Raw genomic sequence first — 18,077 nt, 5'->3', positions numbered from 1 at the left:
GAGGTTCAGCGGCCCAGGTACGCGCCGCCGTTCACATGGAGCACCTGCCCGGTCACATGCCTGGCTCCCGCGGAGGCCAGGAACAGAACGGTATCGGCGACGTCAGAGGGGGTGCCGGGGCGCCCGTTCCGCGTGTTCTCCACGCGTGCCCTGATGCCGTCCTCGGTCAGCCGGCCGCGGAAGAACTCGGTGTCCAGGACGAGGCCGGGGGCTACCACGTTCGCGGTGACGCGCCGGGGGCCGAGCTCGGCGGCCAGGTCGGCGGTCCAGGACTCCAGGGCGGCCTTGGCGGCGCCGTACGAGCCGGAGCCCGTGCCGTGCGCGGCGATGGAGCCGATCGAGACGATCCGGCCGCCCTCCCTCAGGCGCGGCATCAGCGCGGTCGTGACGAGGACGGCGGACATGAGGTTGGCGTTGATGTTGGCCCACCAGGCCTCGGCCACGTCCGTCAGCTCGCCGGGCTGCCTGCGGTCGAGGTTGGTGTTGCCGCCGGCGTTGTTGACCAGCACGTCCACGTGCGGCGGCAGGCTGCCGAGCGCCTCTTTCACGGCGACGGGGCTGGAGGCGTCGAACGCCACGTGCGCCGCCCCGAGCCGCGCCGCGGCCTCCTTCAGCACGTGCTCGCGGCGGCCGGTGATGGTCACGCGGTCGCCGAGCGAGACGAACGCGGCCGCGACGGCGTATCCGATGCCGGTGCCTCCGCCGGTCACCACAACCTCGCGCATGACCCGAGCGCTCCCCGAGACGAATCCGAACAGTCCTCGGGTAGACTATAGCCGCTCGGTATAACTCAGGCGACGGTAGGTGGTCACCCCTTAAGTTGAGGGCGCTTTCCCCATGTTCCAGGAGGTATGCATGAGCCAGAGCATGCTCGGCGGCGACCCCGCGGAAATGCAGCAGATGGCCAGTCAGTTCACGCAGCAGTCGGAGGCGGTCCGCACCACCATGACCGCGCTCGACCGCGAGGCCGCCAAGGTCGGCACGGCGTGGACGGGGCCGGGCGCCCAGCGTTTCCAACAGGCGTGGCAGAACTACCGCACGGCCTTCCAGCGCATGACCGAGGAGTTGCAGGAGGCTTCGCGCGTCATCGGCACCTACCGCCAGAACATCGAGTCCGCAACGAAATGAGCAACGGATCGGGGCCCTGGCAAGGGAGCCGGGGCTTCCTTCCGTCAAAGCCGAACCGAAGCCGAAGCCAGACCGATGCCAATGCCGGACCGAAGCCAGACCGATGCCGATGCCGGACCGAAGCCGGACCGGCGCTGATTCGGGCCTGATTCGGGGCTGATTCGGGCAGGCCCCGCCGCCGCCCGAATCCGGCAAGCTACGCTTTTTCCCCATGATTGGTCGCGCCTTGGTGGCGAGCGTGCTCGCCCTGCAGGTCCCGCTGGCGCCCGCGGCCGTGAGGGACGAGTGCCGGCCGCCCAGGGGCACCATGCAGGTGGGCGAATCCTGGGCGCAGAAACGGCTCGATCCCAAACGCGTCTGGTCGCTGTCCACCGGCGCGGGCGTGAAAGTCGCCATCGTCGACAGCGGCGTCGATCTGCAACATCCGCAGATCCGCCTGGCGGGCCGGGCCGACCTCACCGGCACCGGCTACCGCGACTGCGTGGGCCACGGGACCGCGGTGGCGGGCATCATCGGCGCCCAGTACATGCAGGGCGTGCTCTTCTACGGCATGGCGCCGGGCGCGCGGCTGCTGTCGTACAAGCAGACCGCCTCCGAGCGGAACGGCGACCCCGATCTGCTGGTCAAGGCCATCAAGGCGGCGGCGGATGAGGGCGCCAAGGTCATCAACGTGTCGGTGTCGACGAGCGACCTGCCCGCGCTGCGCGAGGTGGTGCAGTACGCGCTCGCCAAGGACGCGGTGATCGTGGCCGCGGCCGGCAACGTCACGAAGGAGGACGGAACCCCCGTACCGGCCTATCCGGCCGCCTATGAAGGGGTGCTCGCGGTCGGCGCGGCGGGCCCGAACGGCATCCTGTCCAACTTCTCCAACGTCAAGACCCCCGTAGCCGTGCTCGGCCCCGGCCAGGGCATCACGTCCACCTGGCCCGGCCGCTCCTACTTCAAGGACCTCAACGGCACCAGCTACGCCGCCCCCTACGTCGCCGGGGTGGCCGCGCTCGTCCGGGCCCGCTTCCCGAAGCTGGACCAGGCCCAGGTACGCCAGCGCATCATCGCCACCGCCGACGGAGCCACGGGCGGGGGCAAGGGCGCGGGCATGGTCAATCCGATGCTCGCGCTCAGCGCGATCCTCCCGTACGAGCCCGCCGGCGCCCCCGTGGTCGCGCCCCCTCCGCCCAGCCCGCTCGCCGCGGAGGCCGTGGCCAAGGTCCCGCCCGTGGACCACGACGCGATCGACCTGGCCCTGATCGTCGCCGGGTCCGCGCTCGGGCTGGCGCTGCTGGTGGCGGTCGCCCGCGTCATGATCCCGATGGGCCGCCGCAGGGGCTGGCGGCCCGGCCGCCCGGAGTGACTCGGGCTGCAAGGAAACAAAACGGTGAATTGTCGGGTACGGCCCGAAACTTCTGATGCTGAAGTGAAAGATCTGGTTCAATGTGTCCAGATCATGCTTTGCCGTGAAAGGTTTAGTCATGCACGCTTTGCGCCCTGATGATCCCGAGCGGATCGGCGATCTCAGCATTGTTGGCCGGCTGGGAGAGGGGCCGCGGGGCGAGGTGTTCCTTGGCCGCGAGTCCGAGGACGCCCCCATCGTCGCGGTGAAGCTGCTCCCGGCGGAGCCGGACGCCGACGCCGACGCGCCGGTCAAGCACCTGGCAGCCAAACAGGTCTCCAGCTCGTACGTGGCCAGGGTCCTGGACGCCGGAATGCACGAGGACCGCCCGTACGTCGTCAGAGAGCACGTCGAAGGCAAGAGCCTGGCCCAGGCGGTGGCCGACGACGGCCCACTGACCGGGGACGCGCTCGAGCGGGTCGCGGTCGGGGTGCTGACCGCCCTGTCGGCCGTCCACCTCGCCGGCCGTTCGCACAAGTCGCTCACACCCCACAACGTGATCCTCGGCCCCGAGGGCCCGCGGGTCACCGACGCCGGGATCGGCGAGCCGGTGGGCGAGATCGCCTACCAGGCCCCCGAACAGCTGCTCGGCCTGCAGTACGGCCCCTACGCCGACGTGTTCGCCTGGGCGGCGACCATCGCGTTCGCGGCCACGGGCAGGGCGCCGTTCGCCGACCGTGACGCGGTGCTGACCGGTGAGCCCGAGGTGGACATCGAGGCCGAGCCGGTGCGCAGGGTGGTGCTGGCGGCGCTGTCCAAGGAGGTCGGCAAGCGGCCGACCACGTACAGCGCGCTCATGCAGCTGCTCGGCGGCAACGCCAAGCCGCCCGCGGCCCAGCAGACCGCCATCGAGGGCGTGCCGATCCAGGGCATCCCGGTCCCCGGCGTGCCCGGCCAGGGCGGTCCCGTGCCGCCGCAGGACACGCTGGTCGCCGGGCCGCCGATGCTGCAGGACGGCCCGCCGCCCGTCCAGGGTCCGCCGTTCGTGCCGGGCCCGCCCATGCAGGGTCCCCCGATGCAGGGTCCGCCCATGCAGGGCCTGCCGGTTCCGCATCAGCACCAGTCCGAGACGCCGATGTGGGGCCCGCCGGAGCCGGACCAGCAGCCGCAGCACATCAGGCTCGAGGCCGTGCCCTCCGGGGCCGCCGCCCGGCCGCGCCGTGGCTTCCCGCTGGGACTGGTCGCCGGGGTCGCCGTGGTCGCGCTCATCTCGGTCCTGGGCCTGTGGGGCGCGAACAGGTACGTGAAGCTGCAGCAGGTCAACCCGGCCTCCATGGCGCAGGCCAACGCGGACGAGATCCCGGTGCCCGCCAGCGCCCCGGCGACCACCGGCCCGCAGGGCACGGACCCTCTCGGCGGCGGTGCCGATCCGCAGCAGACGCAGCCCGAGGCCACCGTGCCCTGGGGCGCCACGGCCGCCCCGGACGACTCGGGCGTCGGGCCGCTGACGCTGCCCACCGAGTGGTCCTCGACCTCGGCCGCGCCCCAGGTGCCCGAGCTGACCACCGTGCCCACGACCCCGGCCGCGATCCCGACCCAGCCGGTCCCGACGCAGCCGGTCCCCACGGCCACGCAGCCGGCCGCGAACAACACGGCCGAGTCGACGCCGACGCCCAGCAAGACGCGGCACGCGAAGCCGACGGCGACGGTCACGAAGACGGTGGACAGGACGCCCACCCCGACGCCGAGCCAGGAGCCGACGCCGAGCCAGGAGCCGACGCCGAGCCAGGAGCCGACGCCGACCCGGGAGCCCACGCGGGAGCCGGCCCCGACTCCGACGAAGACGACGCCCAAGCCGACCCCGACGAAGACCACGGCCAAGCCCACGCCCACCCCCACGAAGACGACGCCCAAGCCGACCCCGACCAAGACCACGGCCAAGCCCACGCCCACCCCCACGAAGACGACGCCCAAGCCGCCGACCACGAACCCGTACTCGCCCACCCAGGTGTGCGGCTCCGGCTTCTCGGTCCAGCGGTCCAGCCCGTTCGGGGGCGGGGTGACGTACCAGCTCTGGAACAACAGCACCGGCCAGAACTGCGTGGTCACCATCAAGACCACTGACATCGGCAAGAAGACGCCGGTCAGCGCGACCCTGGAGGTCCAGGGCGGCGGCAGCCAGACGGACTCCGGCAGCTTCGAGTACTACGCCGGCCCGGTCAAGCTGCCCGCCAGAGGCAAGTGCGTGCGCTTCTCCGGCAGCGCCGGCGGCACGAACACCAGCGCGGCCTGGGGCAGCTGCGGAGCCTGAGCGCCCTTTCGAAAGACAGATGGGCCCGGATCGCTGAGATCCGGGCCCATCTGTCGTTTCAGTAGCCGACGTAGTCCAGGCCGCGCTTGGAGTTGACCACGCCGGGCACGTTCGACACCGAGCCGTAGCGCGAGATCGCGTACCGCACGCCCGCGATGATGTTGTCCACCGGGTCGTAGATGTTCTTGTGCCCGGCCAGCGAGTACGAGCTGAACGTCGGGTCGATGGTCTGCATGAGGCCCTTGGACGGCGTGCCCTTGGCCGCGTTGGAGTCCCAGTTGTTGATCGCGTTGGGATTCCCGCCGGACTCGTGCTGGATGATCATCCAGATGTCGCTGGCGTTCATCTTCGAGGCCGGCACGCCGTTCTTCTCCAGGATCGCGATGGCCTGCTCGATCCACTGCTTGACCTGGCCCGTCGGCGCGGGACCGCCTCCGGCGGGCGGGGGGCCGCTGGGGCCGTAGCCCCCGAAACCGGACGGGCCGCCGCCGCCGGGCCCGTTCCCGCCGGCCCCTTGCAGGGTGGTGCGCGGCTGGTACTCGGGATCCGGCTCCCATTCGATCTTCCGCCCGGGCGCCGGCGTGAAGTCCTGCGTGGAGACATCCGGGATCGCGTGGAAAGTGAGCGTGCGATCGTCCAGGAACCCGTTGATGTCCTTCTTGGCCTTGCTGACCGCCTTGTTCGCCGAGTCCACCCACGGCTGGGCCTCGGTCTTGGCCTGGTCGACCAGCTTCCTCAACCCGGGCTCCACGTCCGCCTCCTTGGCGTCGGGGTGCTCGCGGTAGTAGGTGGTCTTGTAGGTGGCGGCGCTGGTGGTCAGGTCCCGGCAGATGGAGCTGATCTCGGTGTGCGAGGTACGCAGCGCCGAGGCGGCGGCCTCGAGCGAGGACGCGGAGTTGGACAGCGCCAGCTTCAGGTCCTCGGCCGCGGTGCCGTACTTGCGCATGTAAGTGGCGAACTGGTCGGAGGAGCGGCCCTTCCAGGCGTCGTCCACCGTCTGGACCGCGGCCCCCAGCGCGCCGTCGAACTCGTTGACGTCGCCCGACACGCTGCGCCAGGCGGTGGCGATCTTGTCGATGGCGCCGGGGTCGCCGGTCACCTTGTTCAGCATGGTGTCGAGCGCGTCGCCTCCGGGCAGGTGGGCGACGCTCATGAGGTCGCCCTGTGCGCCTTGCGGATGTTCTCCTCCACGTTGCTCAGACCCCGCTCGACCCCGCCGAGCTTCCTGCGGGCCTGGTCCGTCTCGCCGATCACGGCGGTCCAGACGCCGTTCGCGGCCGTGGCCAGCGTGCCGGAGTCGTCCAGGTGGCCGAAGGTGGTGGCGGCGACGGCGGTGCGGTTGTTGTGCGGCTCACCGCGGTCGTCGTAGGTGAGCTTGCCGGGGTTGCGTTCGTTCAGCGTCTCCTCGTACTGGCCGGCGGCCTTGTGGATGGCTGTGCGGCACTTGTCCAGCGCCGAGAGGTAGATCTCCAGATCGGCCATCATTCTCCCCGTGTCTTGTCCGCGTCCAGGTATGCCGTCTGCGTCAGGCGCGCGCCGTATCGCCGGTCGACCAGGAAGCCGCGGCCCGGCGGCAGTGTCTGAGGCCGTACGTTGCCGAACAGGTAGCCCTCGTCCTTGTTGCCGGACATGAGCAGCGCCGGTGTGGCCATGTCCTTCATGCGCTGGATGACCGGGTCGAACATGGCACGGCCCGCGCCGCCCATCTGGCGGGCCAGCACGACGTGCAGGCCGATGTCGCGGGCCTGCGGCAGCAGGTCCACCAGCGGGTGCAGCGGGTTGGACGAGGTCGCGACCAGGTCGTAGTCGTCGACGACGATGTACAGGTCGGAGCCCTGCCACCAGCTGCGGTCGCGCAGTTGCTCGGGCGTCAGGTTGGCCGGGGGCAGGCGGCTCAGCAGGGCGCCCTTGGCGTCGTTGATGAGGTCGGCGGCGGCCGCGCTGGAGGCGGCGTAGCCGATGCGATGCGGGGTCACCGCCGAGTCGAGCAGCGCCCTGCGGTAGTCGATCACGATCATCATGGCTTCGCTCGGCTGCTTGCGCGCCACCAGCCCCTCGGAGATGAGCCGCAGCAGGTTCGACTTGCCGCTCTCGTTCTCGCCGAAGATCACGAAGTGCGGGTCGGCGTCGAAGTCGAGGGAGACGGGCGCCAGCGCCGCCTCGTCGATGCCGATCGGGATCCGCTCCCGGTCGTCCGGCAGCGCGGAGACGGGCAGGACGGCGGGCAGCAGCCTGACCCGCGGCGCGGGCGTGCCCTGCCAGGAGTCCCGTACGGCCTGCACCAGCGAGCGAGCCCCGGCCGCCAGGTCCGTGGAGTTCTGCACCCCGTCGATCCTGGGCAGCGCGGTCAGGAAGTGGAACCCGTCCTTCGTCAGCCCCCGGCCCGGCGCCGCCTCCGGCACGGCCAGCGCCTTCTTCCTGCTGACCTCCGACTCGTAGGCGTCGCCGAGCTTGAGCTCGATCTTGGTGCCGAGCAGGTCACGGATGCTCGGCCGGAACTCCGACCACTTGTTGGTCGCGGCGACGAGGTGGATGCCGTAGCCGAGCCCGCGCGCCGCGATGTCGGTGATGGTCGGCTCCAGCGAGTCGAACTCCTGCCTGAGCGTCAGCCAGCCGTCCACGACCAGGAACACGTCGCCCCAGCCGTCGCCCTCGATCGCGCCCTCCGCGCACAGCTGCCGGTAGGAGGCCATCGACTCGATGCCGTGCTCGCCGAAGTCGCGCTCGCGCTGCTCCAGGATGGCGCCGATCTCGGCCACCGTACGGCGTACCCGGTCGCCGTCGAGGCGGGTGGCCACGCCGCCGACGTGCGGGAGCCCTTCGAGCGAGGCGAGCGCGCCACCGCCGAAGTCGAGGCAGTAGAACTGGACCTCGCGCGGCGTGTGCATGAGCGCCATGCTGGCCACGAGCGTGCGCACGACGGTGCTCTTGCCGCTCTGGGTGCCGCCCGCCACCCCGACGTGTCCGGCGGCGCCGGAGACGTCCAGCCAGAACGGGTCACGGCGCTGCTCGAACGGCTTGTCGATGATGCCGATGACGGCGTGCAGCTGGCCCCGGCCCTGCCAGCCCGCGGTCGTCAGCCCGAACTCGGGGGTGACGGAGAGCGGGGGCAGCAGGTGCGCCAGGGTAGGCGGCTCGGCCAGCGGCGGCAGCCAGATGCGGTGCGCTCCCGGGCCGTGCCCGGCCAGCCGGCCGACCACGACGTCGAGCAGGCTGCGCTGGTTGCCGCCCGCGGGCTCTTCCTGCTCCGGCTGCGTCGCCAGCTGGACGGGCTTGGTGATCTCGGGCAGCGGCATGTAGGTGGGGCCGTACTCGACGACCTCGCGGATCGCCGCGGTGCCGTCGGGGGCGACCGTCTGCGCCGGGTCGTCGTGGTGGGCGCCGGAGACGTAGGCGGCCTTGAATCTGGTCATACCGGTCGTGTCGAACTTCAGGTAGCCGTTGCCCGGCGCCGACGGCAGCTCGTACGCGTCCGCCACGCCCAGCACGACCCGGCTCTCCATGGCGGAGAACGTCCGCAGGCCGATCCGGTAGGACAGGTGGGTGTCCAGGCCGCGCAGCCGCCCCTCCTCCAGCCGCTGGGAGGCCAGCAGCAGGTGCACGCCGAGCGAGCGGCCCAGCCGGCCGATCATCACGAACAGGTCGATGAACTCGGGCTTGGCCGACAGCAGCTCGCTGAACTCGTCCAGCACGATGAACAGCGTCGGCATCGGCCGCAGGTCGGCGCCCTGTTCGCGGGCCCGCTCGTAGTCGCGCAGCGAGGCGTAGTTGCCCGCCGCGCGCAGCAGCTCCTGCCGGCGCACCATCTCGCCGTGCAGCGCGTCGTGCATGCGGTCGACCAGGGGGAGCTCGTCCTCCAGGTTGGTGATGACGGCGGAGACGTGCGAGAGCCCCTCCAGCCCGAGGAACGTCGCGCCACCCTTGAAGTCGACCAGGACGAAGTTGAGGATCTCGGAGGAGTGGGTGATCGCCAGGCCCAGTACGAGCGTGCGCAGCAGCTCCGACTTGCCGGAGCCGGTCGCGCCGATGACCAGGCCGTGCGGGCCCATCCCGCCCTGCGCGGACTCCTTGATGTCCAGCTCGACCACCCGGCCGTCGCCACCCATGCCGATGGGCACGCGCAGCCGGTTGCGGCCCGCCCTGGGCTGCCAGGTGACCGCGGGCGAGAGCCGGCCCGGGTCGCCCACGCCGAGCAGCTCGGTCAGCGTGGTGTTGGTGCCGAGCAGGTCCTGCGACTCGCCGCCGGAGCCCGCCGAGGCCCGCAGCGGCGCGAGCTGCCTGGCCAGGCCCTCCGCGCGCGCGTAGTCCAGCTTGTCGGGGTCGCCCAGCCGGGTCGTGGACCGCTTGCCCGCGTGGTCGATCTTCACCATGTGGAACCCGTCGGGCTGGATCTCCAGCCGCAGCGTGCTGGCCTCCTCGACCGGCCCCGTCACCTCCGACAGGTCGATCACCGTGACGCCCTGGATGGCGTCGCTGCCGAGCTGGGAGTCGTGCGGCACGTGCCCGCCGTCCACGATCACCACGTGGTACGGCAGCGCGTCCGACGCCGTTCCCGGACGGAACCTGGCCCGCTCCTTCAGCTCGTCGCCCACGAGCTGGTCGAGCTGGGACAGGTTCTCACCCATCAGCCGCACCTGACCGGCCGCGTCCATCTCCTCGGGGTGCAGCGCGTGCGGCAGCCACTTGACCCAGTCCCAGTGGGGCATCGACTCCTTGCCGGCGCACACCAGGACCCGCATGTCGTCGGGGGAGTGGAAGGTGACGAGCTGGGCGATGATCGCCCGTACGAGGCCGCGTACGGCCCGCGGATCCCCGCTGAGGTGGATCCGGGCGAAAGAGTTGAGCGCCACCGCCACGGGCAACTCGGACACCGTGGAGTGGGCCCGTACGAACCTGCGCAGCGCGCCGGCCGTCAGCGCGTCGAGGTCCTCGACCGGCTTGGAGTCGGGCGGGATGAGCTGCACGGCCAGCTTCTGCACGCCGGTGCCGAGGCGTACCGTGCCGAAGTCGTCGTCGCGGGGCCTGCGCTCCCACAGGCGCGGCCCCATGGCCACCCACCAGAGCGCTTCGGGGGCGGGGCCGCTCCACTCCAGTGCCTCGCGCTGCTGGACGGCGGCCTTGCGGACCCTCTTGCGGATCTGGGAGAGGTAGCGGAAGTAGTCGCGGCGCAGGCCGTTGAGGCGGTTCTTGCGCTCGCCCGCGTTGCGGCCGAACTGGCCGACCGTCATGCCCAGCATCGAGACCGCGAACAGGCCGCTGGCCACGTACATGATGGGGTTGGCGTTACCGCCCGCGGTGAACATCAGCCCCATGGCCGCCCCGCCTGCCAGCATGGGGACGTACATGAGGACGCCGGTCATACCGGCGGGCTGCACCTCGGGGATCTCCGGCGGAGACTCCAGCAGGATTTCCCCACGCGGTGGCTGGGGGCTGGGACGGCGTTCGGGACGCCGAACAACAACAATGCTCACTGACGGGACAACCCTCCTGTCACCTGGAACACTTTCTTACCAGACGTGCCATCCCTATATGTTCGGCATGTCGGATTTCGTCAGCCAGACCTGGAGTGGCCGTGACCTCGCTCGCCCACCAGCCGATGCAGCCCATGCGGCCGATGCCGCCCGGGCCGCCCGGGCTGCCGCCGACGCATCCAGGCGCTCAGCCGCAGATGCGCGCGCCGGTGGCGCCGTTGTGCCACGTCACGATCGTGGCCCCGCGCCGCCGCGTCGATCTGGCGCTGCCTGCCGACATCCCGCTCCCGCACGTGCTGCCCGGCCTGCTGCGCGCGGTCGGCGAGGCCGGCGGCGACGCGGCCGGACCGCCTGGCTGGGTGCTCCAGCGGCTCGGAGGCGCGCCGTTCGACCTCGGGCAGACGCTCGCGTCCCTGGGCGTGCTGGACGGCGAACTGCTCTACCTGCGGCCGCGCGAGCTCACGCTGCCGCCCGCGCTCTTCGACGACGTGGCCGACGTGGTCGCCACGGGCGTCAAGGACAGCTCGGGCAAATGGGAGGCCCGCCACACCCGGGCCATGGGCGCGGGCGCCGCCGCCATCATGCTCGCGCTCGGTGCGCCGGCGCTGGTGCTGTCCGGCAGCGCGCCGCTGGGCGTGACGGTGGTCGCGGGCATGCTCGCGCTGCTGCTGATCGGCGTCAGCGCGGCCCTGTCCAGGGCCGTCGGCGACTCCTCCGCGGGCGCGCTGATCGGCTACGCGGCGCTGCCGTACGCGTTCCTGGCCGGCCTGTACGGCCTGGTCAGCGGCTCCACCCTGGCCGGGCTCGGCGCCCCGCACCTGCTGGCCGCGCTGACCTGCACCGCGCTGGTGGCCACCATCGGCGGCACCGTGGTGGCCGACGGAGTCGCGGGTTTCCTCGGTACGGCCATCGCGACCGTGGCGGGGGCGCTCGCGTCCGCCGCGGTCATGGTGTTCGCCCTGCCCGCGGCGGGCGTGGCGGCGATGACGGTGACGATCCTGATCGCGTTCAGCCCGCTGATCCCCACGCTGTCGTTCAGGATCGCCAGGGTGCCGCTGCCGGCCCTGCCCACCAACGCTGAGGAGTTGCGGGCCGACAACCAGCGGCTGGACAGCGAGGGCGTCCTGGCCCGCACCGTGCAGGCCCGCCGGTACGCGACCGGCATGGTCGTCGGCATCGTGCTCACCGCCATCGGCGCGATGGCCTTCCTGGTCACCACGCCGACCTGGATGGCGGTCTCGATGACCGTCGTGCTCTCGCTGGTGCTGCTGCTGCGCGCCCGCGTCTTCCACGGCCTCGGCCAGCGGCTCTGGCTGCTGGGCGCCGGCCTGGCCGGGCTGATCGCGGTGGGGATCGAGCTGAGCGCGGGCGCGGGCACGGTGGCCGCCGCGGCCGTCGTGATGGGCGTGCTCTGGCTGGCGATGCTGGTCGTCGGGCTCGGCCTGTGGCTGCCGTCCGGGCGGCTCTCGCCGTTCTGGGGGCGCGCGGGCGAGATCGTGGACGTCATCCTGCTGATCGCGCTCTTCCCGCTGGCGCTGGGCGTCCTCGACGTCTACACGTGGATCCGCGGCCTGGCGGGCTGACCGCCTCGGACCGCTTTCGACGACCCGCCGAGGCGGCCCGGCGGGCCGCCTCGGCGGGTCAGACGTCGCGGGGGTCCTGCTCGCCGAGCCGCCGGAGCCGGTCGTTCCGCTCGGCGGTCTCCGCGCCGAACATGTCCTGGAACTCGGCGAACTGCCGCTGGATCTCCTCGAGCCCGATGATCTGCGACTGCGGCACGGCCAGCAGCTCCTGGGCCTGGCGCCCCTGGTCCTCCTGTGCCTGGCGCACCGCCTGGACGACCTCCTCCGCCAGGGTCCTGACGTCCAGCCGCAGGACGCGCGGCGAGAAGACCACGTTCTGGAGCCGGCCGTCGGCGTCCACGACCGCGGTGGTCAGGCCGCTGCGGCTCTCCCCCTTGCCGGTGATCAGCTGCAGCTCGGCGGCGGCCGCGGCCAGGCGCGTGAGCTCGCGCTCGTTGTCCCGCAGGAGTTTGTCCACGTCGTCGTCGGTGTAGTCCATGACACGCCACGCCATCGGCGCCGGGTTAACTGGAGGCGATCACAGGCTGGCGAGCCGCTGAATCGATCATGAAGATCGAGGCAAGTGTGCCACTTAGTAGCGATATGTGGACAAGAATGCCGATTTGTGGGGCAACAACAGGGTAAAACGGGGCAAGAGATCTACGTCACCTCCTCCACCATCGCGCACACGCGAAAGCGCGTCGACGAGGAGCTGCATCCGAACGTGGAGTTCATCCACGGGCTCATGTCGTACACGGCCGTGGGCGGGCTCGGCTTCGGGGCGATCGGCGGCGTGATGATCGGCGGCGCGTACGAGGAGTTCCGCCGCTGGGCGGACACCACGTTCACCGAAATGGAAGACGCCGTGGAGAGCTGGTCGGACGCCCTCGAACGGGCCAGGCGCAACTGGCGCGCGGCCGAGGAGGCCAGCATCGTGAGGTACCGCGGCTGATGGGCACGCCAGATCCCTGGGGCGGCGCTCCGGACCCCTGGGCGCACACCCAGACCCCGCCGGCCACCCAGGCGCCTCCTGGCAATCCCTACGGCACGCCGGCCCAGCCGGGCGCTCCGGACCCCATGGCGCGGGCGGCCACGCCGCCGCAGCCGGCCGCCCCGGATCCCTGGGCGCACACCCGGCCCCCGGCGCCGGGCCAGCCGGTGCCCGCCAATCCCTACTCCAACCCGTACGCCACCCCGAACCCCTACTCCACGACGCCCACCAGCCCGCGCCCGTACCAGCCGCAGCCCAGGCCCGTTCCCGGCAACCCCTACGCCCAGCCCGTCACCCACACCCCCCAGAACTACGCCGCCAACGGCGCCCAGCGCGCGAACCTGGGCGCTGGGAGGTTCGGTCCGGCTCCGGAGATGAACGCGGCCCGCTCGTCCTTGCCGTCGCTGGGGGAGAAGGCGCTCAACATGCTGAAAAGGGCGGGCAAGCTCGCCCTGGGCCTGGCTCCCGCCATCGCCATCTGCGGCGGCATGCTCGCCAACGAGCCGGGCATGGCCCAGGCGGTCAGCGTCTGGCAGAGCGGCATGGCCCAGCGGCTCGACGGCGGTATGAAGAACCTGCTCCCGCAGCTGCGCGACACGGCCAAGGACGGCTGGATCGCGATGGACCGCGACGAGTTCGACCGGGTGCTGTGGACCTTCCAACGCGAGTCCGAGGTGCTGCGCAACGTCCTCAACACGGGCGGCAGCTCGCTCGACGAGGTCGCGGCGGCCTACCGGAGCTTCTGGACCTGGGTCCTGCGCACGTCGGCCGCCGCGCTCGGCCTGCTCGTCGCCGCCAAGGCGCTGCAGCGGGTGCCGCAGAGCTCGGTGTGGGGGGTGCTTATGGAGAAATACATCACGGCCGAGGTCAACATCGCCACGCTCTTCCTGGCCACCTCGCTGGCCAGCACCCTGAAAGAGGGCGGCGAGGTGCTGTCGACCATGGTGAAGCGGAACCACCAGTGGAACTACATCACGCCGGCCGGCGAGGCCGCGGTCAACTTCAAGTCGATCGAGATCGACGCCAAGAAGTACCCCTCCTTCTCGGAGCCCGCCAAGAAGAACGGACTGCCCCCGCGCTACCAGGACTTCGACTGGATCGAGCCGAAACGGGAGATCTCCAAGCCCTGATGGATAGGGTGGTGAGAAAAGCGGCTTCTGTGTCTTGTGGGGTATGAGGGATGATCGAGCGGGAATTCGGCGCGCTGGACATCGACCGGATCCTCCGGAACGCCGACCAGCAGATGGCGCGGGCCGGCGAGTTCCAGCAGGTCCTGCAGGACCTGACGGGCCACGCCCAGGACGAGGACGGGTTCGTCATGGCCGAGTGCGGCAGCACGGGGCTCAAGGAGCTCGTCCTGCACCCCAAGGCCATGCGCCTCAACTCGGCCGACCTGGCCGAGCGCATCAAGGTCGTCATCGCGGAGGCCAACGCCGACCTGCAGCGGCGGATCTCGGAGGAGATGGGCAACGTCTTCGGCGAGGAGAACAACCCCATGCGCTTCGCCCAGAACCCCGAGGGCGGCCTGGAGCTGGTACGGCAGGCCGAAGCGGCCTACAACCGCACGTACGAGGACCTCATGGGAGAGCTGGACAGGATCCGGCAGCGCATGGAGGGCTGAAAAAGCCCGGCTCACGTGGCGTGAGCCGGGCTTTCTTGTTTCCTGTCAGCCGATGCGGTCGGGGCCGGCCTGGTGCGCGGAGGACCAGATGTCCCCTTCGGGGTCGTAGATCTCGCGGTTGCGCTCGCTGCTCTGGTCGCCGCCCGCGCCCATGCCGCCCGGCGGGTACGCCATGAGCCCCGTCCCCGAGGCCCCCGGCCCGCCGCGGAGCACCGACGGAGCGGCCCCCGATGCCGAGCCGCCCGCGCCGTACCAGGTGCTCGGGCCGCCGCTCTGCCCCGGAACCGGGGAGAACGGGGTGCTCGTCGGCACCTGTGTGGTGGGGTTGGTGAGCACGGTGGGCGTGGACTGCTGCGGGTAACCGGTGTTCGGCGGCGTCGTGGTGGTGGTGGGGAAGTTCGGGTTTCCGGCGTCGGCGAGCTGGGTCTTCGGCTGGTCTGCGCCGATCACCGGAGGCACGCTCTGGTCCTGGTCCCCGGGCTTCTGCGGCGAGCCGCCGGTGCCCGGGCCGTTGCCCGGCTGCTGGGGGTTGTTGGGGTCCTGGGTGCCCGTGGACGGGTCGTCCTGACCCTTGCCCGGGTCCTGGCCCGGATCGTCGCGGCCCGGGTCCTGGTCCTTGCCGGGGTTCTGGTCGCCCTTGCCGTCGGTGCCGTCGGAGCCGTCACGGCCGCCGCCGGTGCTGCTGCCGTCGGAGCCGGACGAGCCCTTCGAGCCGTCGCCCGTGCCGTCGCCCGTCCAGTACCTCGTCTCGCCCGACGGCGTCTTCGTGCCGCTGCCGGGGTCGAGGGGCTGCTGCTTCTGGGTCTCCACCACCATGGGCTGGATCTCGGGCAGCTTGAACGCCAGGCCGTCGGCCATCTGCGCGTTCAGGTCGTTGATCTTGTTGTTCAGCTGCTCCAGATGCGCCCGGGCCGCCGAGTCCACCAGATACCCGGCGGTCCCCAGCTGCGGGCTGTTGAGGGTCGTCGAGGACTCGTTGTCGACATCGGTCGTGCTGCCGAGGGTGGTGGGCCCGGGCATGGTCGTCTTGGACGTCCTGAGCTGCTGGGCGTACTCGACCATCGGCTTGCCGGTCTTCTCCATGGCGTCGCCGAGCGCCGCGGCGCTCGCGTGCAGCAGCCGCAGCGCCTCCAGCGCCGTCGTGGCCCCTTCGCCGCGCCAGACCTCCGCGAGCTCCTCAGCGGCCTTCAGGAGCGTGCCCTCGAGCCCGCTCTTGCCGTGGACCAGACCGGCCGCCTTGACGTAGCTGTTGCCGGCGCTCTCGATGCGGTCCGGCTGGGTGTCCTTCAGATAGGCGACGATCTGGGCCCTGGTGACGAAGATGCCCGGCTTGCTGTTGCCGAGGTAGTCATAGAGCCTGATCGGCTTCCACTCATCGCCCATCTACGCCATCCCTGCAGATATCTCACGCACTGCTGTCCCGCTGCCCTTTTTCGTAGTTGGAGACGGCCCGTTCGACCGCCTCGGCCCACTTCTCGACATAGTCGATGAGCTGGCTGTAGCTCTCGCCGAACACCTTGTACGCCGACTCGAAGTTGGCGCCGAAGTTGCTGGCCACCTCCCACTTGCCGGTGGCCTCCGATCCGACGTTGCCCAGCCCTTGCACCTCGCCGATCGTGCCGGGGCCGCTCCACGTGGCGCTCATCGACGGCTGCGGGTTGCCGTGCACGGAGCCCAGGTTCTTGCGCAGCCGCGAGACGACGTCCCTGATCCCCTCGTGATCCGCGTACTGCCCGCCGCCGTTCCCGCTGAGCCCTGGGAAGTCCTTGGCGAGCTCCAGTCCCGGGGTCGGCGAGTCGTTGTCCTTCGGAACGCTCACGCCTTGCCTTTCGAGTCACCCTTGATGGTGTGGTTGGTCGTCGTCACGTCGCTCCTGAAGAGGTCCTCGTCCTCCAGGAGGTACGTGGTCCGCACGATCTCCTGCTGCTCCTGGGCGCCCCGGCCGCCGGACGGAGGGACCGCCGAGACCATGGAGGGGCCGCCGCCCAGGCCGCGCAGGGTGGCCGCGCTCACGCCGTTGCCCGCTCCCGAGGCCGCGCCTCCACCCCCGCCGAAGCTACTTCCTCCCGTGGTGGAGCCGCCGTACGGGCTGCCGATGCCCGTGGTGGGCAGGCTGGTGGACGGTCCGGACACGGACGGATCGGGCATCCCGGCCAGGGTCGTCGTCGGACCCCCGGCATTCGGGCCCTGGGAGCCGTTCAGGTTCGGGTTCACGTTGGCGTTCGCGTTCAGGGCGTTGGAGGGGTCGGTCAGGCCGGGGATGTTGCCGGCGCCGTTCTGGCCGTTGCCGCCGATCCCGTTCTGGCCGTTCCCGATTCCCGAGCCCACGGTCCCGACCGTGCCGTCGGGGAACGTGCTCGTCGGGTTGTTCGTGGTGTCGATGCCCGGGATCTGGTGCCGGTTGGGGTCCTGCAGGCCGTCCTGGTTCAGGCCGTCGAAGCCGGCCGCCGGGTCGTACCCCTGATTGAGGCCGGCCGGGATGTTGCCGCCGATCCCGGTCTTCCCGCCGAACGGGCCGGTGGGAACGTTCGGCGAGAGCGCCATGAACTGCGGGATGTCGGTCTTGAGCTCGGCGGGGAACACGTCGTTGTTGAGCTTGGTGTCCTGGCTCAGCAGCTTGATGGCCTCGGCGGCCTTCTTCCTGTCCTTCTCCTCCTTGGAGTCGCCCCAGAGGTTGGCGAAGGGAAGGTCGCTGATGAAGCGGGTGATGCCGCCGACGAGCACGCCCACGCCCGCGCCGATCACCACACCCGGCACGGCTCCCACCCCGCCGAAGAAGGAGCCGATGGCGGCCCCGGCCACGCCGCCCGTGACGGCGGCCTCTCCGAAGTCGATGTCACTGCCGGGGTTGTCGGGCACGTCTCCCTTGGCCGCCGACAACGTCCGGGCGTGGACGATGAGCGCGGGGGCGACGCCGTGCGGGTTCTTCGGGGGGTTCTTCGCATCGACGGGCTGGTCGCTGATCGTGGTCGAGATGTCCGCCGCCGCCTCCCGCAGCCTGCGCAGCTGCTTCTTGACGGTCTTGGCGTCCTCGCCCGCGGTCCAGGACTTGTCCAGCTCCCGCAGATGCTTGTCGATCACATCGACGAGATGGTCGAGCCGTGCCTTGCCTTCGAGGAACTCGGCCGCGGCCTGGCCGATGAGCTGGGGCTTGTTCTTGGCCAGCGTGTCGCGGAGCAGATCCAGCGTCGCGCCCTCGAACTCGAGGCTGCCGATCTGGCCCCTGATAGGCGCCTGGTACTCGGCCATCAGACCTGCATCGCCTTCGACCGGCCCTCACTGTCCACCTCGGCGCCGTCGTAGTTCTGCAACGCCTGGTCGAGGAGGCCGATGACGTTCGCCACCTGGCCGGTGATGTTCGAGTAGGTGCTGGTGACGGTGGTGATGGCGTTGGTGGTGCTCTGACGGAAGCCCATGGCCGCCGGCCAGAACCCGCCCAGGGCGTCGTAGTCGCCGCTCAACTGCTCGACGGGACCGGAGCCCGTGAAGATGGCCTGCACGGCGCCGCTGCCGCCCGTCTTGCCGGCCTCATGGCCGGGGTCCAGCATGGCGAGGGCCTCTTCCAGGTCCGCCTTGGCCGCCTTGATCGCTCTCCGGCTGAGCTCAACCCCGCCGTTGTCGCTGCCCATGTTCCCCCTCTGGAGTCGGCCCCCGCGCTACGCC

Annotated in this window: 16 protein-coding genes; 7 read left to right on the top strand and 9 right to left on the bottom strand. The window is 71.0% G+C overall.

Annotated features, from left to right (window positions below; genetic code table 11):
• Window positions 1-5 precede the first annotated feature (5 nt).
• A complete protein-coding gene (locus ACWDRB_RS15495) occupies window positions 6-725 on the bottom strand; it encodes an SDR family NAD(P)-dependent oxidoreductase (protein WP_449894229.1) in 720 nt (239 codons plus the stop codon).
• Window positions 726-855: 130 nt separating this feature from the next.
• Here ACWDRB_RS15495 and ACWDRB_RS15490 point away from each other — a divergent pair, with 130 nt between their 5' ends.
• From ACWDRB_RS15490 to ACWDRB_RS15480, 3 genes are all read left to right on the top strand, one after another.
• Window positions 856-1,128 carry a WXG100 family type VII secretion target gene (locus ACWDRB_RS15490; RefSeq protein WP_026214895.1) on the top strand — a complete coding sequence of 91 codons (273 nt, stop codon included), beginning with the start codon at window positions 856-858 and terminating at the stop codon, window positions 1,126-1,128.
• Window positions 1,129-1,339: 211 nt separating this feature from the next.
• A complete protein-coding gene (locus ACWDRB_RS15485; RefSeq protein WP_449894227.1) occupies window positions 1,340-2,479 on the top strand; it encodes a S8 family serine peptidase in 1,140 nt (379 codons plus the stop codon).
• A 118-nt stretch (window positions 2,480-2,597) separates the two neighbouring features.
• Window positions 2,598-4,769 (top strand): protein kinase domain-containing protein, encoded by a 2,172-nt coding sequence (locus ACWDRB_RS15480; RefSeq protein ID WP_449894225.1) that lies wholly within the window; start codon window positions 2,598-2,600, stop codon window positions 4,767-4,769.
• A 58-nt stretch (window positions 4,770-4,827) separates the two neighbouring features.
• Here ACWDRB_RS15480 and ACWDRB_RS15475 read toward each other — a convergent pair whose 3' ends face one another.
• Genes ACWDRB_RS15475 through eccCa form a run of 3 tightly spaced genes read right to left on the bottom strand, consistent with a single transcriptional unit; the run spans window position 4,828 to window position 10,240 of the window.
• Window positions 4,828-5,922, bottom strand: coding sequence for a transglycosylase SLT domain-containing protein (locus ACWDRB_RS15475; protein ID WP_449894223.1), 1,095 nt, complete (start codon window positions 5,920-5,922; stop codon window positions 4,828-4,830).
• Window positions 5,919-6,254, bottom strand: a complete 336-nt coding sequence (locus tag ACWDRB_RS15470; protein ID WP_449894221.1) for a hypothetical protein — start codon at window positions 6,252-6,254, stop codon at window positions 5,919-5,921. Before ACWDRB_RS15470 ends, ACWDRB_RS15475 begins: the two co-directional genes overlap by 4 nt.
• Entirely contained in the window at window positions 6,251-10,240 is a 3,990-nt protein-coding gene (eccCa, locus tag ACWDRB_RS15465) for a type VII secretion protein EccCa (RefSeq protein ID WP_449894219.1), read from the bottom strand. Before eccCa ends, ACWDRB_RS15470 begins: the two co-directional genes overlap by 4 nt.
• 101 nt (window positions 10,241-10,341) lie before the next feature.
• Between eccCa and eccD the strand changes: the two genes are divergently transcribed.
• A complete protein-coding gene (gene eccD / locus ACWDRB_RS15460) occupies window positions 10,342-11,823 on the top strand; it encodes a type VII secretion integral membrane protein EccD (protein WP_449894217.1) in 1,482 nt (493 codons plus the stop codon).
• A gap of 58 nt (window positions 11,824-11,881) precedes the next feature.
• Here the strand turns inward: eccD and ACWDRB_RS15455 are convergent, their stop codons facing one another.
• A complete protein-coding gene (locus tag ACWDRB_RS15455) occupies window positions 11,882-12,316 on the bottom strand; it encodes a YbaB/EbfC family nucleoid-associated protein (protein ID WP_449894215.1) in 435 nt (144 codons plus the stop codon).
• Between the two features lie 111 nt (window positions 12,317-12,427).
• Between ACWDRB_RS15455 and ACWDRB_RS15450 the strand changes: the two genes are divergently transcribed.
• Genes ACWDRB_RS15450 through ACWDRB_RS15440 form a run of 3 tightly spaced genes read left to right on the top strand, consistent with a single transcriptional unit; the run spans window position 12,428 to window position 14,414 of the window.
• Window positions 12,428-12,754: a hypothetical protein gene (locus ACWDRB_RS15450; RefSeq protein ID WP_350731426.1), complete on the top strand. Its 327-nt coding sequence runs from the start codon at window positions 12,428-12,430 to the stop codon at window positions 12,752-12,754.
• Window positions 12,754-13,923, top strand: a complete 1,170-nt coding sequence (locus ACWDRB_RS15445; protein WP_449894212.1) for a hypothetical protein — start codon at window positions 12,754-12,756, stop codon at window positions 13,921-13,923. The genes ACWDRB_RS15450 and ACWDRB_RS15445 overlap by 1 nt, the downstream gene beginning before the upstream one ends.
• 50 nt (window positions 13,924-13,973) lie before the next feature.
• Window positions 13,974-14,414 carry a YbaB/EbfC family DNA-binding protein gene (locus ACWDRB_RS15440; protein ID WP_355190613.1) on the top strand — a complete coding sequence of 147 codons (441 nt, stop codon included), beginning with the start codon at window positions 13,974-13,976 and terminating at the stop codon, window positions 14,412-14,414.
• A gap of 45 nt (window positions 14,415-14,459) precedes the next feature.
• Here the strand turns inward: ACWDRB_RS15440 and ACWDRB_RS15435 are convergent, their stop codons facing one another.
• The 4 genes from ACWDRB_RS15435 to ACWDRB_RS15420 are packed head-to-tail and all read right to left on the bottom strand — an operon-like array spanning window position 14,460 to window position 18,043.
• Window positions 14,460-15,797 carry a hypothetical protein gene (locus ACWDRB_RS15435; RefSeq protein WP_449894210.1) on the bottom strand — a complete coding sequence of 446 codons (1,338 nt, stop codon included), beginning with the start codon at window positions 15,795-15,797 and terminating at the stop codon, window positions 14,460-14,462.
• Window positions 15,798-15,819: 22 nt separating this feature from the next.
• On the bottom strand, window positions 15,820-16,233 hold the full coding sequence (locus ACWDRB_RS15430) for a hypothetical protein (RefSeq protein WP_449894208.1): 414 nt from the start codon (window positions 16,231-16,233) through the stop codon (window positions 15,820-15,822).
• A complete protein-coding gene (locus tag ACWDRB_RS15425) occupies window positions 16,230-17,663 on the bottom strand; it encodes a hypothetical protein (protein WP_449894206.1) in 1,434 nt (477 codons plus the stop codon). Before ACWDRB_RS15425 ends, ACWDRB_RS15430 begins: the two co-directional genes overlap by 4 nt.
• A complete protein-coding gene (locus ACWDRB_RS15420) occupies window positions 17,663-18,043 on the bottom strand; it encodes a hypothetical protein (RefSeq protein ID WP_355190621.1) in 381 nt (126 codons plus the stop codon). The genes ACWDRB_RS15425 and ACWDRB_RS15420 overlap by 1 nt, the downstream gene beginning before the upstream one ends.
• Window positions 18,044-18,077 lie beyond the last annotated feature (34 nt).

This window comes from Nonomuraea sp. NPDC003707 (genome assembly GCF_053587055.1).
Note: the sequence above shows the minus strand (reverse complement) of the source record. Positions and strands in the feature narration are given on the sequence as shown.

What these genes read in the sequence shown, in the direction of transcription:
- ACWDRB_RS15490 (WP_026214895.1), top strand. Translation starts at nt 856, where the DNA reads ATGAGCCAGAGCATGCTCGGCGGCGACCCCGCGGAAATGCAGCAGATG.
- ACWDRB_RS15425 (WP_449894206.1), bottom strand. Translation starts at nt 17,663, where the DNA reads ATGGCCGAGTACCAGGCGCCTATCAGGGGCCAGATCGGCAGCCTCGAG.
- ACWDRB_RS15475 (WP_449894223.1), bottom strand. Translation starts at nt 5,922, where the DNA reads ATGAGCGTCGCCCACCTGCCCGGAGGCGACGCGCTCGACACCATGCTG.
- ACWDRB_RS15435 (WP_449894210.1), bottom strand. Translation starts at nt 15,797, where the DNA reads ATGGGCGATGAGTGGAAGCCGATCAGGCTCTATGACTACCTCGGCAAC.
- ACWDRB_RS15420 (WP_355190621.1), bottom strand. Translation starts at nt 18,043, where the DNA reads ATGGGCAGCGACAACGGCGGGGTTGAGCTCAGCCGGAGAGCGATCAAG.
- ACWDRB_RS15480 (WP_449894225.1), top strand. Translation starts at nt 2,598, where the DNA reads ATGCACGCTTTGCGCCCTGATGATCCCGAGCGGATCGGCGATCTCAGC.
- ACWDRB_RS15495 (WP_449894229.1), bottom strand. Translation starts at nt 725, where the DNA reads ATGCGCGAGGTTGTGGTGACCGGCGGAGGCACCGGCATCGGATACGCC.
- ACWDRB_RS15470 (WP_449894221.1), bottom strand. Translation starts at nt 6,254, where the DNA reads ATGATGGCCGATCTGGAGATCTACCTCTCGGCGCTGGACAAGTGCCGC.
- ACWDRB_RS15485 (WP_449894227.1), top strand. Translation starts at nt 1,340, where the DNA reads ATGATTGGTCGCGCCTTGGTGGCGAGCGTGCTCGCCCTGCAGGTCCCG.
- ACWDRB_RS15445 (WP_449894212.1), top strand. Translation starts at nt 12,754, where the DNA reads ATGGGCACGCCAGATCCCTGGGGCGGCGCTCCGGACCCCTGGGCGCAC.
- ACWDRB_RS15440 (WP_355190613.1), top strand. Translation starts at nt 13,974, where the DNA reads ATGATCGAGCGGGAATTCGGCGCGCTGGACATCGACCGGATCCTCCGG.
- ACWDRB_RS15455 (WP_449894215.1), bottom strand. Translation starts at nt 12,316, where the DNA reads ATGGCGTGGCGTGTCATGGACTACACCGACGACGACGTGGACAAACTC.